Source organism: Arthrobacter sp. MDT2-3, from assembly GCF_059090465.1.
On record NZ_JBNHFS010000009.1, the window covers coordinates 75,890 to 92,900 of the forward strand.

At 63.2% G+C, this 17,011-nt stretch carries 14 protein-coding genes and 1 pseudogene; 11 read left to right on the forward strand and 4 right to left on the reverse strand.

All coding sequences use genetic code 11. The annotated features are described in order from the left end of the window. Nucleotides 1-178: 178 nt before the first annotated feature. Complete coding sequence (sucC, locus tag AC5RUQ_RS20120; RefSeq protein ID WP_493949031.1) at nt 179-1,348, forward strand: ADP-forming succinate--CoA ligase subunit beta; 1,170 nt, start codon at nt 179-181, stop codon at nt 1,346-1,348. A gap of 12 nt (nt 1,349-1,360) precedes the next feature. Further along, nucleotides 1,361-2,263 (forward strand): succinate--CoA ligase subunit alpha, encoded by a 903-nt coding sequence (gene sucD / locus AC5RUQ_RS20125; RefSeq protein WP_493949032.1) that lies wholly within the window; start codon nt 1,361-1,363, stop codon nt 2,261-2,263. Between the two features lie 147 nt (nt 2,264-2,410). Here sucD and AC5RUQ_RS20130 read toward each other — a convergent pair whose 3' ends face one another. Continuing rightward, nucleotides 2,411-2,893: an SRPBCC family protein gene (locus AC5RUQ_RS20130; RefSeq protein ID WP_493949033.1), complete on the reverse strand. Its 483-nt coding sequence runs from the start codon at nt 2,891-2,893 to the stop codon at nt 2,411-2,413. After that, the gene (locus AC5RUQ_RS20135) at nt 2,890-3,249 is read right to left on the reverse strand and encodes an ArsR/SmtB family transcription factor (RefSeq protein WP_430229549.1); all 360 of its coding nucleotides are present in this window, start codon (nt 3,247-3,249) and stop codon (nt 2,890-2,892) included. Before AC5RUQ_RS20135 ends, AC5RUQ_RS20130 begins: the two co-directional genes overlap by 4 nt. 149 nt (nt 3,250-3,398) lie before the next feature. Here AC5RUQ_RS20135 and AC5RUQ_RS20140 point away from each other — a divergent pair, with 149 nt between their 5' ends. The 9 genes and pseudogenes from AC5RUQ_RS20140 (at nt 3,399) to AC5RUQ_RS20180 (ending at nt 13,994) form a co-directional block, all read left to right on the forward strand. Further along, nucleotides 3,399-3,803, forward strand: coding sequence for a tautomerase family protein (locus tag AC5RUQ_RS20140; RefSeq protein WP_493949034.1), 405 nt, complete (start codon nt 3,399-3,401; stop codon nt 3,801-3,803). A 182-nt stretch (nt 3,804-3,985) separates the two neighbouring features. Then, the gene (iolC, locus tag AC5RUQ_RS20145) at nt 3,986-4,990 is read left to right on the forward strand and encodes a 5-dehydro-2-deoxygluconokinase (protein ID WP_493949035.1); all 1,005 of its coding nucleotides are present in this window, start codon (nt 3,986-3,988) and stop codon (nt 4,988-4,990) included. Beyond that, nucleotides 4,987-5,937: a Cgl0159 family (beta/alpha)8-fold protein gene (locus AC5RUQ_RS20150; RefSeq protein WP_493949036.1), complete on the forward strand. Its 951-nt coding sequence runs from the start codon at nt 4,987-4,989 to the stop codon at nt 5,935-5,937. The genes iolC and AC5RUQ_RS20150 overlap by 4 nt, the downstream gene beginning before the upstream one ends. Before the next feature lie 40 nt (nt 5,938-5,977). Then, nucleotides 5,978-7,906 (forward strand): 3D-(3,5/4)-trihydroxycyclohexane-1,2-dione acylhydrolase (decyclizing), encoded by a 1,929-nt coding sequence (gene iolD / locus AC5RUQ_RS20155; protein WP_493949037.1) that lies wholly within the window; start codon nt 5,978-5,980, stop codon nt 7,904-7,906. A gap of 45 nt (nt 7,907-7,951) precedes the next feature. Continuing rightward, nucleotides 7,952-9,460: pseudogene (locus tag AC5RUQ_RS20160) on the forward strand (CoA-acylating methylmalonate-semialdehyde dehydrogenase); the annotation flags it as partial. A 185-nt stretch (nt 9,461-9,645) separates the two neighbouring features. Continuing rightward, the gene (locus AC5RUQ_RS20165; protein WP_493949038.1) at nt 9,646-10,563 is read left to right on the forward strand and encodes a sugar phosphate isomerase/epimerase family protein; all 918 of its coding nucleotides are present in this window, start codon (nt 9,646-9,648) and stop codon (nt 10,561-10,563) included. Between the two features lie 33 nt (nt 10,564-10,596). Then, on the forward strand, nt 10,597-11,610 hold the full coding sequence (locus tag AC5RUQ_RS20170) for a Gfo/Idh/MocA family protein (RefSeq protein WP_493949039.1): 1,014 nt from the start codon (nt 10,597-10,599) through the stop codon (nt 11,608-11,610). 42 nt (nt 11,611-11,652) lie between these two features. Further along, entirely contained in the window at nt 11,653-12,525 is an 873-nt protein-coding gene (locus AC5RUQ_RS20175) for a sugar phosphate isomerase/epimerase family protein (protein ID WP_493949040.1), read from the forward strand. An 11-nt stretch (nt 12,526-12,536) separates the two neighbouring features. Beyond that, nucleotides 12,537-13,994 carry a sugar porter family MFS transporter gene (locus AC5RUQ_RS20180; protein ID WP_493949041.1) on the forward strand — a complete coding sequence of 486 codons (1,458 nt, stop codon included), beginning with the start codon at nt 12,537-12,539 and terminating at the stop codon, nt 13,992-13,994. Between the two features lie 700 nt (nt 13,995-14,694). Here the strand turns inward: AC5RUQ_RS20180 and AC5RUQ_RS20185 are convergent. Both AC5RUQ_RS20185 and AC5RUQ_RS20190 read right to left on the reverse strand, forming a co-directional pair. Next, nucleotides 14,695-15,714, reverse strand: a complete 1,020-nt coding sequence (locus tag AC5RUQ_RS20185) for a sugar phosphate isomerase/epimerase family protein (RefSeq protein WP_493949042.1) — start codon at nt 15,712-15,714, stop codon at nt 14,695-14,697. Next, nucleotides 15,711-16,889 carry a Gfo/Idh/MocA family protein gene (locus AC5RUQ_RS20190; protein ID WP_493949043.1) on the reverse strand — a complete coding sequence of 393 codons (1,179 nt, stop codon included), beginning with the start codon at nt 16,887-16,889 and terminating at the stop codon, nt 15,711-15,713. Before AC5RUQ_RS20190 ends, AC5RUQ_RS20185 begins: the two co-directional genes overlap by 4 nt. Nucleotides 16,890-17,011: the final 122 nt, after the last annotated feature.

The following is a 17,011-nucleotide window of genomic DNA, read 5'->3' on the forward strand; positions in this document are numbered from 1 at the left end:
ATAAGCGGTAGTCTTGGACGGGCCGGTCCCTTCAAAGGACTAGAGTTCCCAGTGGAGCATCACGCCGCGTGGCTCGTTTCCAACAGGCCGCCGGTGCGTGCAATTCCGCAGCCCGGTCATCGTCTTCGATGGTGTCCGACTGTACAGAAACTACTTCGACGTAGAAGGACACTAAACCGTGGACCTGTTTGAATACCAGGCGCGCGATATGTTCGAGGCGCACGGTGTACCCGTGCTTGCCGGCATCGTGGCGCACACCCCAGAAGAAGCAAAGGCAGCTGCCGATAAGATCGGCGGCGTAACTGTCGTCAAGGCACAGGTCAAGGTTGGCGGCCGCGGCAAGGCCGGCGGCGTAAAGGTCGCAAAGTCCGCGGACGAGGCACTTGAGCACGCCACCAACATCCTGGGCATGGACATCAAGGGCCACACCGTCAACAAGGTGATGATTGCCCAGGGTGCAGACATTGCCGAGGAGTACTACTTCTCCGTCCTTCTGGACCGGGCCAACCGCAACTACCTGGCCATGTGCTCGGTTGAAGGCGGAATGGAAATCGAACAGCTCGCCGTCGAACGCCCCGAGGCGCTGGCGAAGATCGCCATCGACCCCGCAGTGGGCATTGACCAGGCCAAGGCCGACGAAATCGTCGCAGCCGCCGGCTTCGCTGAGGAACTCCGCGGCAAGGTGGCCGCCGTGATTCTCAAGCTCTGGGACGTCTTCAAGAAGGAAGACGCCACCCTCGTTGAGGTCAACCCGCTCGTCAAGACCGGCGCCGGCGAGATCGTCGCACTGGACGGCAAGGTCACCCTCGACGAAAACGCGGAATTCCGCCACGCCAAGCATGCCCTCCTCGAGGACAAGGACGCTGCTGACCCGCTTGAGGCCAAGGCCAAGGCGCAGGACCTGAACTACGTCAAGCTGGACGGCGAAGTGGGCATCATCGGCAACGGCGCCGGCCTGGTCATGTCCACCCTTGACGTTGTTGCCTACGCCGGTGAAAACCACGGCAACGTCAAGCCCGCCAACTTCCTGGACATTGGCGGTGGAGCTTCCGCAGAGGTCATGGCCGCAGGCCTTGACGTCATCCTGGGCGATGAGCAGGTCAAGTCCGTGTTCGTGAACGTCTTCGGCGGTATCACCGCCTGTGACGCCGTCGCCAAGGGCATCGTGGGCGCGCTGGCCGAGTTGGGCCACAACGCGAACAAGCCGCTGGTAGTCCGCCTCGACGGCAACAACGTTGAGGAAGGCCGCCGCATCCTGGCTGAGGCGAACCACCCGCTGGTTACCCTGGCCGCAACCATGGACGAGGGCGCCGACAAGGCCGCCGAGCTCGCCAACGCAGCTAAGTAAAGGGACAGCCACATGTCTATCTATCTGAACAAAGACTCCAAGGTCATCGTCCAGGGCATCACCGGCGGCGAAGGCACCAAGCACACCGCACTGATGTTGAAAGCCGGCACGAACATCGTCGGCGGCGTGAACGCCCGCAAGGCCGGCACCACGGTCCTGCACGGCGACAAAGAGATCACCGTCTTTGGCACCGTCAAGGAAGCCATGGCAGAAACCGGCGCTGACGTCTCCATCGTCTTCGTGCCGCCGGCATTCACCAAGAGCGCCGTTGTGGAAGCCATCGAGGCAGGCATCGGCCTCGTCGTCGTCATCACCGAAGGCGTGCCGGTCCAGGACTCCGCCGAATTCTGGGCCCTCGCCCAGGCAACGGTGGACGCGGATGGCAACCAGGTCACCCGCATCATCGGACCGAACTGCCCCGGCATCATCACCCCGGGCGAAGCGCTGGTGGGCATCACCCCGGCGAACATCACGGGCAAGGGCCCCATCGGCCTCGTTTCCAAGTCCGGAACCCTGACCTACCAGATGATGTACGAGCTGCGCGACCTCGGCTTCTCCACCGCCATCGGCATCGGCGGTGATCCGGTCATCGGCACCACCCACATCGACGCCCTGGCCGCGTTCGAGGCCGACCCCGAGACCAAGGCGATCGTGATGATCGGCGAAATCGGCGGTGACGCTGAAGAGCGTGCGGCGGACTTCATCAAGGCCAACGTCACCAAACCGGTTGTTGGTTACGTTGCCGGCTTCACGGCTCCCGAAGGCAAGACCATGGGCCACGCCGGCGCCATCGTCTCCGGCTCCGCCGGCACCGCCCAGGCCAAGAAGGAAGCCCTTGAGGCTGCAGGCGTAAAGGTCGGCAAGACGCCGTCCGAGACCGCCAAACTGCTGCGCGAAGTTTACGCAGCCCTCTAACAGTTCAGTTAGAACCACGCGGGGTCACTCCCGGCCCGTTCCTTCACTCGGATCGGGCACGGAGTGACCCCGCGTTGGTGTTTAAGGACGACGCCGCCAGGTTACCCTCCCCCGGGAGGTGACCTGACGCCGTCGTACTCCTGCGTCCTAGACCTTGGCGCCGGTGAGCAGCTCATCCAGGCGCTCGTAGCCTTCAGTCATGCCGCCTTCCATGCCGGACTGGGCCATGCCGTCCCGTGCCTCCTGTGAGGGGTAGACCGAGTGTCCACGCAGCCGCGTCCGGCCGTTGCCCAGGTCCTCAAACGTCATGAACTCCAGGCTGACCACATCCGGGTACCCGCCGAATTCGAAGGTCTGGATGGCGAACTCGTTCTCGCGCACCGTGTGGAAGATGCCCTTGAACTCATAGGGGACACCTTCCGGTCCGGTATGCAGGTAGCTGTAGCTGCCTCCAGTCCGGAAATCGTAGTGGTCAATATCCATCTTGTAGCCCCGCGGGCCAAGCCACTGGACGATCAGGTCCGGTTCCTTGTGGGCCCGGAAGACGTCCGCGACGGGGAAATCGAACTCGCGCTCGTAGTTGATGAAGGGAAGGCCTTCGGGAACTGTGAGCTTCAGTGCGTTGGTCATTGTTTTTCCTTTGCCTTGGCGCCGTCATGCCCGGCGCTGGATTGAAGCACGGCGTCGAGACTGCGGAACTGCTCCTCGCGGACCAACCTGTACTGGTCGATCCAGGCGGTGAGTGCCTCCAGCCGTGCGGGGTTCAGGTGAACGGGCCTGCGCTGGGCCTCCCGGGTGCGGGTGACCAGCTGCGCCTGCTCGAGTACCTGGATGTGCTTCGAAACTGCCTGCTTGGAGATTTCGAATGGTTCCGCCAGTTCATTTACCGTGGCCGGTCCCCGGCTGAGCCGTGCGATGATGCTCCGCCGCACGGGGTCGGCCAGGGCCATAAAGGCCGAGTCCAGCGCTGTGCTCTCGGTGTCCATCGCGGCCTTCTTATTCAACCTAGATGTTTATCAACGTTCTGGTTGTTTAAGACTACGCGTATGCGCCATCCACTTCAAGACCCTTCGACCCTTGTTTCGCCGGGACGAGCTTTGTTAGTATGTCAATACAAAGTTGAAGAGGAGTAAAAGTGCCACTTGTACGTATTGATGTGAATGAAGGCCGCAGCGCAGAGGAGTTGCAGCGGCTTAGCCGGGGCATCCATGACGCAATCCTTGCCGAATATGGCATCCCCGAGCGGGACTACTTCCATATCCTCACCGAACACCCGCGGGGGCAGATCTTCGCCCAGGATGCCGGTCTCGGGTTCGAGCGGACCGGGGGAGTGGTGATGATCCAGATTTTTACCCAGGCCGGCCGGACGCAGGAGGCGAAGCAGCGACTGTTCGCGGCGGTTGCGAGTGAACTCTCTGAGGTGGGGGTCGCGGGCGAGGATGTTTTCATCGGCTACGTAGAAAACACTGCCGGCGACTGGTCCTTCGGATTCGGCCGGGCCCAGTATGTAACCGGGGAGCTGGCTGTGCCCCGGAAGTAGGCGCAGCACGATGAATGCCAAAAGTAGCGCGCTCTAACTATGTTGTAAGTATGTCAGTACAAACCTTTGACAGGACATCCAAACTAGGGCAAAGTAGTGCCCGTGGCGTAGGTCACGGCAGAAAGTCCAGGGCTCCCTCAGAACAGGTTTAGAGTTCCACACCAGAAAGGTCCGCGATCACCGTGACCCACGAGCTTCTCACGATCGGGCGCATCAGCGTTGATATCTACCCGAACGACATTGGGGTTGACCTGGAGGACGTGACGTCCTTTGGGAAGTACCTTGGCGGTTCTCCGTCGAATGTCGCCGTCGCTGCCGCGCGGCATGGCCGCCGGACGGGTGTCATCACCCGCACCGGGGACGATGCGTTCGGCAAGTACCTCCACCGCGAACTGCGAAAGTTCAACGTCGACGGCACCTTCGTGTCACCCGTCAAGCAGTACCCGACGGCGGTGACCTTCTGTGCCATAAAGCCGGCTACGGACGAGTTCCCGCTGTACTTCTACGGGCGGTTCCCCACTGCTCCGGACCTGCAGATCAGGCCAGAGGAACTGGACCTTGAGGCCATCCGCGAGGCCGGTATTTTCTGGTCCACGGTCACGGGCCTTTGCCAGGAACCCAGCCGCAGCGCGCACCTTGCCGCCCATGAGGCCCGGCCGCGTACCGGGCTGGCGGACGGCAAGTTCACCATCCTGGACCTGGACTACCGGCCCATGTTCTGGGACTCCGAAGAAGAAGCGCGCGCCCAGGTCGCCAAGATCCTGCCGCACGTGACCGTCGCCATCGGAAACGACAAGGAATGCGCCGTAGCCGTTGGCGAGGGCACTCCCGATGAGCAGGCGGACCGGCTGCTGGCCGCCGGCGTTGAGATCGCCGTTGTCAAGCTTGGCCCCGAAGGGGTTATGGCCAAAACCCGGACTGAGCGCGTGGTGTCAGCGCCGGTGCCGGTGGAAACCCTCAACGGCCTGGGCGCAGGCGACTCGTTTGGGGGCGCCTTCTGTCACGGACTGCTGTCCGGCTGGCCGTTGGCCCAAGTTTTGGACTACGCCAACGCCGCCGGCGCTATCGTCGCTTCCCGCCTCTCGTGCGCCGACGCCATGCCGACGCCGGAAGAGGTCACCTCGTTGCTGGTCGAACGCGGCCGCCTGGTGCCTGGTCAGTTCTCGACGGAAGGAGCAGCACTGTGACTCTCACGCCTCTTGCCTCGAACAACGGCGTGGACGACGACCCGCGCCGCTACGCCCACCTTAGTACCATCCGGCTCGAAGACCCGGACGCTATAGCCCGGGCAGCGAAAGCACGGCGCCGCCATCCCGGCCTCAAATACGGCAAACAAAACTTCATCGTCGCCGCTGACCACCCCGCCCGCGGTGCCCTCGCCGTCGGCAATGATCCGGTGGCTATGGCGGACCGCCGGCAGCTCCTGGACCGGCTGCAGATTGCGCTGGCCAACCCGGACGTGGATGGCGTGCTGGCATCACCCGACATTATGGATGACCTGCTCCTGCTGGGTGCACTGGAAGGCAAACTCGTTTTCGGCTCGATGAACCGCGGCGGGCTGACAGGCCTTGTCAACGAATTCGATGACCGCTTCACCGGCCACACGGCAGCTGCCCTGGAGGCGCTTGGTGCCGACGGCGGCAAGATGCTCACCCGCATCTGCCTTGGGGACCCGGACACAGTTGCCACTCTCGAGGCCACGGCCAAGGCCATCGACTCGCTGGCTGAGCGCAGGCTCATCGCTATGGTGGAACCGTTCCTGTCGGTCCGGGAGAACGGCCGGGTCCGTAACGACCTCTCCACGGACGCCGTGATCAAGTCCATCGCTATCGCTGAAGGATTGGGCTCCACCAGCGCCTATACCTGGATGAAGCTGCCCGTGGTGGCGGAGATGGAGCGCGTCATGGCGGCAACCACCATGCCCACTGTCCTGTTGGGCGGTGACCCCGATGGAACCCAGGACGAGGTTTTCGCGAGCTGGCAGGAAGCACTGGCCCTGCCCGGAGTGCAGGGCCTCACTGTTGGACGGACACTGCTCTACCCGGCCGACGGCGATGTTGCCGGCGCCGTGGCCATGGCCGCCTCACTGCTGAGCCACACCACCCCAGACCGAACCGAAGAAGTATCGGAGTAGCCTCCCCATGGGAACAACATTAGGAACTGCAACCCGCAGAATGACGGTCGCCCAGGCCGTGGTGGAATACCTTTCCAAGCAGTACACGGTCGATTCGATCGATGGTGTTGAGTACCGTGAGCGCCTGATTCCGGGGACGTTTGGTATTTTCGGGCACGGCAATGTTGCCGGTGTGGGCCAGGCGTTGAAGCAGTACCAGCAGCTGGACCCGGCGATCATGCCGTACTACCAGGGCCGGAACGAGCAGGCCCAGGTCCACCAGGCTGTGGGCTATGCCCGGCACACCCGCCGCCGGCAGACCTTTGCGATCAGTACCTCGATCGGCCCGGGCTCCTCCAACCTGCTGACCGGCGCCGCGCTGGCCACCACCAACCGGCTCCCGGTGCTGCTGCTGCCATCCGACACGTTCGCCACCCGCGCCGCGGACCCGGTGCTGCAGCAGCTGGAACAGCCCCACGCCTACGACATCACCGTCAATGATGCGTTCCGGCCGCTGTCCAAGTTCTTTGACCGGGTCAACCGGCCCGAGCAGCTGTTCTCGGCGTTCCACCACGGCCTGCGCGTCCTGACCGACCCGGCTGAAACCGGTGCGGTCACCATTTCATTGCCGCAGGACGTCCAGGCCGAAGCGTTCGACGTACCGGAGGAGTTCCTGGCCGAGCGGGAGTGGCGGATCCGCCGCCCGGACGCGGACGACGACGACATCCGGCGAGCAGCCGAGGCCATCCGTGCCGCGAAGCGGCCGCTGATCATCGCCGGCGGCGGTGTCCTCTACGCCTACGCCAACGAGGAACTCGCGAAGTTTGTCGAGCTGACCGGCATCCCGGTGGGGAACACCCAGGCCGGCGTCGGCGTGCTGCCCTGGGACCACCAGTTCTCCTTGGGCGCCATCGGCTCCACCGGCACGACAGCGGCCAACGCCCTCGCGGCAGAGGCGGACCTGATCATTGGCATCGGCACCCGGTACGAGGATTTCACCACCGCCTCGCGGACGGCGTTCCAGAACCCGGACGTACGGTTTATCAACATCAACGTCGCACCGATTGATGCGTACAAGCACGGCACCACCCTGCCGATCGTGGCGGACGCCCGGAAGGCACTGGTGAAGCTCAACGCAGAGCTCGGCGGTTACCGTGTGGGCGCGGACCTGGAACAGAAGGTCGCAGCCGAGAAGAAGCGCTGGAACGCCACCGTGGACGAGGCATTCGATACCCGCTACACCCCGCTGCCTGCACAGAACGAAATTATCGGCGCCACCAGCAGGGCCATGGACGCTCAAGACGTCGTCGTTTGCGCGGCCGGTTCCCTGCCGGGTGACCTGCATAAGATGTGGCGGGTCCGCGACCCGTTCGGCTACCACGTGGAGTACGCGTACTCCTGCATGGGCTATGAGATCCCGGGCGGCCTCGGTGTGAAACGTGCAGCCCTCTCCGAAGCCACCGCCGGAGGGGCCCAGCGCGACGTTGTCGTGATGGTGGGGGACGGCTCCTACCTGATGATGCACACCGAACTGGTCACCGCCGTCGCCGAACGCATCAAGCTGATCGTGGTCCTGATCCAGAACCACGGCTACGCCTCCATCGGCTCCCTCTCGGAAATGCTCGGTTCCCAGCGCTTCGGCACGCAGTACCGGGCACTGAACAAGGAACAGCACAGCTTCGACGAAGGTGAAATCCTGCCCGTCGACCTGGCCCTGAACGCCGAATCACTCGGCGTGAAGGTCATCCGGGTCGAACCGGGCGAAAAAGTCATCGCCGAACTGGAGCAGGCCATCCGCGACGCCAAGGCCGCCCCCGAGCGGGGCGGCCCGATCCTGATCCATGTCGAATCCGATCCGCTGCTGGACGCCCCGTCCTCCGAGTCATGGTGGGATGTGCCCGTCTCCCAGGTCTCCGAACTGGACTCCACCAAAGCTGCTTTCCAGACCTACACCGATCACAAGTCACGCCAGCGCAAACTGCTCGGCTGAATCCCTCCTCGACCCCGCACGTTTACAACTCAAGGAAGAGTCGCCATGACTGTCACCACCGAGACCTCCACCATCAACCACTTCATCAACGGTGCCGAAACTCCCGGCGAGGGTGAGCGCACCACGTCCGTCTATAACCCGGCCACGGGTCAGGTTACTGCGGAGCTGCGGCTGGCCAACCGCGCCGACCTGGACGCCACCGTCGCCGCCGCCCGCGAAGCCGCCGACACCTGGGGCGACATCTCTCTGGCCAAGCGCACCGCCGTCCTGTTCAAGTTCCGCGAACTGGTCGCCGCCCATGTGGACGAGCTCGCCGCCCTGATCACGGCCGAGCATGGCAAGGTCCTCTCCGACGCCAAGGGCGAGATCGGCCGCGGCCTGGAAGTGATCGAGTACGCCTGCGGCATCCCCACCCTGCTCAAGGGCGATTACTCGGACCAGGTCTCCACCGGCATCGACGTGTTCTCCTTCCGCGAGCCCCTCGGCGTGGTCGCCGGGATCACCCCGTTCAACTTCCCCGTCATGGTGCCGTTGTGGATGGCGCCGATGGCGATCGCCACCGGCAACGCGTTCATCCTCAAGCCCTCCGAACGCGACCCCTCCGCGTCCATGCTGCTGGCCAAGCTGTGGACGGAGGCCGGCCTGCCCGACGGCGTGTTCCAGGTCCTGCACGGCGACAAGGAAACCGTCGACGGGCTGCTCACCCACCCGGACGTGGACGGCATCTCCTTCGTCGGCTCCACCCCGATCGCCCAGTACGTCCACGAAACCGCCACCAAGCACGGCAAGCGCGTCCAGGCCCTGGGCGGGGCGAAGAACCACGCCATCGTCATGCCCGACGCCGACCTTGACAACGCCGCCGACCACCTCGCCGCCGCTGCCTTCGGCTCTGCCGGGGAACGCTGCATGGCCATCTCCGTCGCCGTCGCCGTTGCGGACGCCGCGGACCTGATCGTCAAGAAGGTCGAAGAGCGCGCACTGGCCGTGAAGGTGAACAACGGCACCGCGCCCGACGCGGAAATGGGCCCGGTCATCACCCCTGCCTCCAAGGAACGCATCGTCAAGATCGTCACCGAGGCAGAACAAGCCGGTGCCGCCATGGTGGTTGACGGCCGCGACGTGGTGGTCCCGGGCCACGAAGACGGCTTCTGGGTAGGCCCCACCGTCATCGACCACGTCAAGACCGGAATGACCGCTTACACCGAGGAAATTTTCGGACCCGTCCTCGTGGTTGTCCGCGTCGACAGCCTCGAAGACGGCATCAACCTGATCAACGCCAACCCGTACGGCAACGGCACCGCCATCTTCACCTCCTCCGGCGCCCACGCCCGTACCTTCCAACGCTCCGTGACCGTCGGCATGATCGGGATCAACGTGCCGCTGCCCGTTCCTGTGGCGTACCACTCCTTCGGTGGATGGAAAGCCTCCCTGTTCGGTGACAAGCACATCTACGGCCCCGAGGGCGTCTCTTTCTACACCCGCGGCAAGGTCATCACCTCCCGCTGGCCCGAACCCACCGCCGCTTCGGGCGCCTCCTACAACTTTCCCTCCCACGCCGACGATCATGCAGTGCGCCACGACGGAATCGCAGAAGGACTCCCTGACGAGCTGGCGCACGGAGAAGACTCCGTTCCGGGCCGGGCCGACGATGCAACTGAAGGCCGCGGACGGCGCGACTGACCCCTTTCGACCTACGCCATCCCAGCTGAGCACCCCGACAACAGAAAGACAACGCTGTCATGACAGACCAAGAGAACAAGCTCATCATCGGCACCGCGCCGGACTCCTGGGGCGTCTGGTTCCCGGATGACCCCAAGCAGACGCCGTGGGAGCGGTTCCTGGACGAGGTCGCCGAATCCGGCTACAAGTGGATTGAGCTGGGCCCTTACGGTTACCTTCCGACCGACCCCAGCCGCCTCGCGGAGGAGCTCAAGCAGCGCGACCTCAAGGTCACCGCCGGCACCGTCTTCACCGCTTTCCACCGCGGGCTGGACCAGTGGGAGACCGCCTGGGAGCCGGCCCGCAAGGTGGCTGAACTGACGGCAGCCATGGGCGGCGAGCACATCGTGGTCATCCCGGCCATGTGGCGCGACGACGTTACCGGTGAAGCCGTGGAAAGCGGCACGCTCAGCGACAAGGCCTGGAGCGACCTGTTCGGCGGGCACAACCGCCTGGGCAAGACCCTGCTGGAGGACTTCGGCCTGAAGCAGCAATTCCACTCCCACGCCGACTCCCACGTTGGCGCGCAGGAGGACATTGAAAATCTCCTGGCCGCCACGGATCCGCAGTACCTGAACCTTTGCTTGGACACCGGCCACGCCGAATACTGCGGCGCCTCCAGCCTTGAGCTCATCAAGAACTACCCGGAGCGGATCGGCTACCTGCACCTGAAGCAGATCAATCCGGAGATCCTGAAGAAGGTCAACGAGGAAAACATGACCTGGGCCGCAGCCAACCTGGCTGGCGTCATGACCGAGCCGCCGAACGGCCTGCCGGACCTCCAGGCCGTCATCGAAGCCGTGGAGGCACTCAACCGGCCCATCTTCGGCATCGTGGAACAGGACATGTATCCGGTTGCCTTCGATGTGCCCATGCCGATCGCCAAGCGCACCCGCAACTATCTGCTGTCCTGCGGTTCCCGTACTGCTGTCAGCTAACCGCATCCGCCACAGACACTAAGGAACGAAACAATGACTGAAACCCTCCGCGTCGCCGTCATCGGCGCCGGGCGCATGGGCGCTGACCACATCCAGCGCCTTTACACCCGCATTCACGGAGCCGAAATTGCCGCCGTCGTGGACGTTGACCTTGCCCGCGCCCAGGCAGCTGTCGCAGGCATCCCAGGCGCCGTGGCCCTTGCCGACGCCGAGGAAGCCCTCAATAACGGTGATGTCAACGCAGTACTCATTGCCACGCCCGGCTTCCTGCACGAGGACATCCTTCTCAAGGCGATTGCCAAGGACATCCCGATCCTGTGCGAGAAGCCGCTGACCCCGGACGCCGAGTCCTCCTGGAAGATCGTCCAGGCCGAGGTTGCACTGGGCCACAAGCGCATCCAGGTTGGATTCATGCGCCGCTTTGACGCCGAATACGCCGCACTCGGACAGATCATCCGCAACCATGAGTTGGGTGAGCTGCTGATGCTGCACCACCAGCACCGCAACCCCACGACGCCGGCCGGCTTCACTAATGAGATGCTGATCAACGACTCGGTGGTCCACGAGTTTGACGCCATTCGGTTCTTCACGGGCGAGGAAATCACCAGCATCCAGGTCCGCCTGGGCAAGGCCACCAGGAATGCCCCGGCCGGCCAGCACGACCCCCAGCACGTCCTGCTGGAAACTGAATCCGGAGTCCTGGCCGACGTCGAAATCTTTGTCAACGCAAAGTACGGCTATGAGGTTGGAACCCAGGCGTCATTCGAAGAAGGCGTTGTCAGCATCGGCGGCGACAAGGGACCCTACACCCGCAGCGCCGGCCGCTGGGGCGGCAACGTCACTCCCGGGTTCGAAGAGCGGTTCGGCGCGGCGTACGACGTCGAAATCCAGTCATGGGTGGACGCTGCGCTTAAGGGCGAGATCGGTGGCCCCACCGCCTGGGATGGTTACGCCACTGCGGCCTGCTGCGAAGCCGGCGTCGAGGCGCAGAAGAACGGCGAAAAGGTGGCAGTAAAGCTGGCCGCCAAGCCAGCCCTCTACAGCTAGCAGCCCTTCTATTCCTGACTCATCCATAATGGAGTGTTCCCCGTGAAAATCGCGCTTGACCCCACCCCGTTCCACCACAGCCACAACCTGCTGGAATTTCCCCGCGTGGCTGCGGACCTGGGCTACAAATACCTGCAGATGACACCGCATGCAGACTTGATCCCCTTTTATAACCACCCAAAAGCAGACGACGAACTCGTTACGAAGATGAACAAGGCCTGCAAGGATGCCGGCGTGGAAATCGCCTCAGTGCTCCCTGTGCTCCGCTGGTCCGGTCCGGACGAGGATGCCCGCGAGGCAGCTGTCCGCTACTGGAAGCGTGCCATCCAAATCACGGTGGACCTGGGCGTCAGCACCATGAATACTGAATTTAGTGGCCGCCCGGAGAAAGCCGAAGAATCCGAACGGGCCTTCTACCGCTCCATGGAGGAACTGCTCCCGATCATTGAGCGCGAGGGACTGGATGTCCTGATCGACCCGCATCCGGACGACTTCGTCGAAGACGGCCTGGCCGCCATTCGCGTTATCCGCGGAGTCAACTCGCCCAACATCGGCATGGTCTACGTGGCCTCGCACTCGTTCCACATGGGCAACAAGCCGTTGGAGATCATGCGGGCCGCCGGTGACAAACTTCGCCTGGTCCACGTTTCTGACTCCATGGACCACCACGCCTCCCATGGCTTGCGTTACATCACCAACCCGCCGGGCAACGCCGTGCGTGTGCACCAGCACCTGAAAATCGGCGACGGCGACGTGAACTGGGACGAGTTCTTCGGCGGCCTGAAGGAGATCGGCTTCCTGGACAAGGACAACACGGTGATGGTGTCCAGCGTCTTCGCTGAGGACGAGAAGGCCGAGGACGTCTCCCGGTACCAGCTGGAGACGATGCAGGACTATATCGCCAAAACGAAGTAGTGGAGGCGCGGATGGAAAACAGCAAAGGAACCACGACCGCGCCCCGCGCGGTGGGAACGTCCGGCATTGCAGGAAACTCCACACCGTCAAAGTCCTCCGACCCGAAGAAATTCATGCGGAAGGTGGCGCTCTTCTCCACCTTCGGCGGCCTGCTGTTCGGCTACGATACTGGCGTCATCAACGGCGCACTGCCCTTTATGCAGCGGGATCTTGGCCTTACTCCGCTGACTGAAGGGCTCGTCACCTCCACGCTCCTCTTCGGTGCAGCATTTGGTGCCATCAGTGCCGGACGCTTGTCGGACCGCTTCGGCCGGCGGAAAACCATCATGGGGCTGGCACTGATCTTCGTCGTCGCCACCATCTTCTGCACTCTCTCGCCGAGTACTGAACTGCTGATAGCGGCAAGGACCTTGTTGGGCCTCGCCGTGGGTGGTGCTTCGGTGATCGTCCCTGTATACCTCGCGGAGATGTCGCCGGCGGCCCAGCGCGGCCGAATCGTCACGCAGAACGAACTGATGATCGTCACCGGGCAGTTCCTGGCCTTCACGTTCAACGCGGTGCTGGGCAACTTGTTTCCTGAAGAAGCGAACATCTGGCGCTGGATGCTCGTGATTGCTACGTTGCCGGCCGTAGTGCTCTGGTTCGGGATGCTCGTCCTGCCGGAAAGCCCTCGCTGGCTTGCGTCCGCCGGCAGGTTCGGCGCCGTCCTGGAGGTGCTGCGCTCCACTCGCGCTGCCGGGGACGTGTCAGCAGAGTTCGACGAGGTGCGGCAGGCGGCCAGGGAGGATTACCAGGCCAAACTCGGAACGGTCAAGGACCTCACCGTCCCGTGGATCCGCAGGATCTTCGTAGTGGGTCTCGGCATGGCCATCATCAACCAAATCAGCGGCGTGAACGCGATCATGTACTACGGTACGTCCATCCTGTCCTCGTCGGGATTCGGTGACCGTGGCGCACTGATCGCGAATGTCCTCAACGGCATCACTTCTGTGGTGGCCGTGGTCATAGGTATGTACCTGATGTCGCGGGTACGCCGTAAACCCATGCTGGTAGTGGGACTGTGCGGCACGTCCTCGTCCCTGCTGGCGATCGCGATTATCTCCTTCGCCCTGCCGGAAAGCACCCTGCGCGGTTACCTGGTTCTGCTGTTCATGGTGACGTTCCTGGCCTCCATGCAGGGCTGCATTGGCACCGTCACCTGGCTTACCATGTCCGAGATCTTTCCGATGCACGTCCGTGGCGTTGCTATGGGTATCTGCGTTTTTGTGCTCTGGATGGTCAACTTCCTCATTGGTTTCTTTTTCCCACAGATGGTCGCGTGGATCGGTGTTTCGGCTACGTTCCTCATCTTTGTGGCGCTGCAGCTCTGCGCCATCGTTTGGGTCAAGCGGGTGGTCCCGGAAACCAAGGACAAGTCCCTCGAGGAGCTCGAGCACCTGTTCAAGGAACGTTCCCGCGTGGACGCCTAAGGCCCTCAACCACGGGGCGGCGCACCGGGCGCCACAACAAACGCCCGACGCCTGCCGGCGTCGGGCGTTTCTGCGTCCAGGATGAGGGCGGTGCTAGAGCGCAATCACCGCGTTCCGCATCGCGCTTTCCCGGCGGCGTCAAGAACCTCCAGTGTCCGGACCCCTTCAGTCGCCGGTACCGGTTCGGGGCCTTCCCCCCTGACAGCGCGGGCGAATTCCGCGTAGAAGCCGGCATAAAGAGATGGCAGGACCCAGGAGCCACAGCATCTGGTCCATAAGGTGGCGGCCAAAATCCCGGAGGAGTCCGCCACTGGGACCAAACGAGTGGACCCGCCACAGCTCACCGAGTTTCCCTGATGCGAGGACGTTCGCGAGAGTGATGATATCGGCGTCACGCCGCCGGTTGTGATAGACGTTCAGGACAACCCCGGCCTGGCTGGCCGCGAGTTCCAGCTCCCTGGCGTCTTTCGCTGTGGGCGCCGGTTCGCCGCCGACCTGGCCACCACCCCGGCGAGTTCCACGCGGTCGGCCGCTTCCACAAACGGGGCATGGAGGTACCGGCCGCCTGCTCCAGAGCCCACAATGCCGATCCGCATCATTCGTTTCCTTTGCCTGTTGAATTTATTGTTCGGGTGGAAAACAGCAGGAGGGACGGCGCGTTTGCGCCGCCCCTCCTGCTGTCGGGGTGTCCCTCGGGTTATCAGGCGGTCGGGTTCAATGAGGCCACGAGGGCTGCGTCAGCGTCCTTCAAAACTTTGGCGGCTACTTCCAGTCCTTCGATCCTGCCCAGCGAAACGTCCTCGTGCTCGATATTGACCAACATGTCCGGATCTACCTCGTGCAGTGCGCGCAGGAACTCCGTCCAGAAGGCCGTGTCGTGCCCGCGTCCGAGTGCCACAAAGTCCCAGGCGGAGTTCTTGGGCCACTCGTTGGCCCACTCGTCGCCACCAAGATTGGTGCGGTTCTCCTCCGGCGCGAGCCGACGGAAACTGTTGTCCAGCACGCCGTAGAGCGCGGCGTTTTCCGTATTCACGCGGACGTCCTTTGCTGCTGCCTGGAACACCAGCGGGCCGAGTTCGCGGACCACAGCCACCGGGTCCATCTGCTGCCAGAACAGGTGGGAGGCATCAAGTTCCACTCCGACGTGTGTTGCACCCGTGAGCTCGATAAGTTTGCGGACATCGGCGGTGTTGAAAACGAGGTTTTGGGGGTGCAGCTCAAGAGCCACCTTGACGGCGTGGTCAGCAGCAAGGCGGTCAGTTTCCTTCCAGAACTCCGCTGCCACGCCCCACTGATAGTCCAGTACATCCAGCGCAGCCGAGTTCCAGGCGTTGACTACCCAGTTGACGGTGGTCGCGCCTGGTTCGCCTCCGGGCAGACCGGACATGGTAACCACCCGGTTCTGCCCCAGGCGGTGTGCCAGCCGGACGGAACGGCGGATGTCTTCGGCGTGCTTCTCACCGATCTCACGCTTGGGGTGCAGCGGGTTGCCGTTGCAGTTCAGGCCGGCGATCGAGACGCCGGTGCCTTCGAAAATCGCAAGGTAGTCGTCCCGCGCGGCGTCGCTTTCCAGGATTTGGTCCATGGTGGGGACATGGACGGCAGGGAGGAATCCGCCCGTGTTGATTTCAATGCCGGTGAGGCCAAGATCGGCTATGACCTTCAGCGCTTCGGGAAGTGGACGGTCATGCAGGATCGCGTTGTAGACACCGAGTTTCATAGCGTGATTTTCTTTCCGTTGTTAAGGGCGGATTCGGTGACGGCGCCCAGCAGTTCCATGTTCCGCACGCCCTCGTCAAACGTGGCACAGCGGGGGAGAGACTCTTCTTCGCTGAGGCCGGCAATCTCTTCGAGGAATGCACGTGCTTGGTAGCCAAAGGCATCGTTCTGGCCAAAGCCCACTTCGGGGGCGTCCATGGCGAGCCCGCCGGCGATGTACGGGTGGCCCGGGCCCAGGATGACCTGCCGGTAACCATTTTCGTTGCCGGAGCCGTCGTTGAGGAACAGCTGGATTTCGGAAGGACGGCGCTGGTCGAACTTTGCGGCACCGTTTTCGCAGAACACCTCGAACTGAAGACTGTTGGCGTGTCCGGCCGCAACGCGGGAGACTTCATAGCTGCCGGCGCCCGTGGCGAATTCCGCATTGAAAGCCGCATAGTCGTCGTTCTCGACGGCTTGGAAGGTGTCGCTGACAGCGGCATGGTCATGGCCCATTACAGCAGTGAGCGGCAGTGGCCGCTTGTTGATGACGGTGCTGAGCTGCCCGCCGGAAACGGACTTGATGTCGCCGCACAGAAATTCGGAAATGTACGTCAGGTGGGATCCGACGTCGGCGAGGGCGCCTGAGCCGGGGCCGCCTTTATAGCGCCAGCTCATGGGAGCGGACGGGCTGAAGCCGTAATCCGTCCAGTAGCGGCCGCTGAAGTGCAGGACGTTGCCGAGCACTCCGGTCCGGATGAGGTCCCGGATATAGGCGATGCCCGGTGTGCGGCGGAAAGTGAACCCGATCCGCGCGATGCTGGACGCGCTGCGGGCTGCGTCAGCCATGGCCCGGGCGTCTTCCATGGAATCGCTCAGGGGCTTTTCGCACAGCACGTGCTTGCCGGCGGCGAGCAGGCCCTCAACAACCTCACGGTGGAGGGAATTGGCGATGACCACGCTGACCACGTCGATGTCATCGGCTTCGGCGATTGCCTGCCATGAGGTGTCGTTACGCTCGTAACCGAAGCGCCGGGCGGCCAGGGAGCCGAATTCGGGATTGACGTCACCGATCGAAACCAGGCGCACCGGAGGAAGGACCGGGCTATAGAGGACGGACGCCGTCCGGTATGCGGCGGCGTGGGCCTTGCCGGCCATGCCTGCACCGATGACGGCTACACCAAGGCTTTCAGCCATTAATTTCTCCTTTGAAATTCAGCCGCGGCATGAAGGTCCGACGGCATTTTGTAGCGCTACAATTTTTACGCTGACCTTGAGCGTAGCCATGTCTATTTGTCCTGTCAATCATCCGCCGGGAT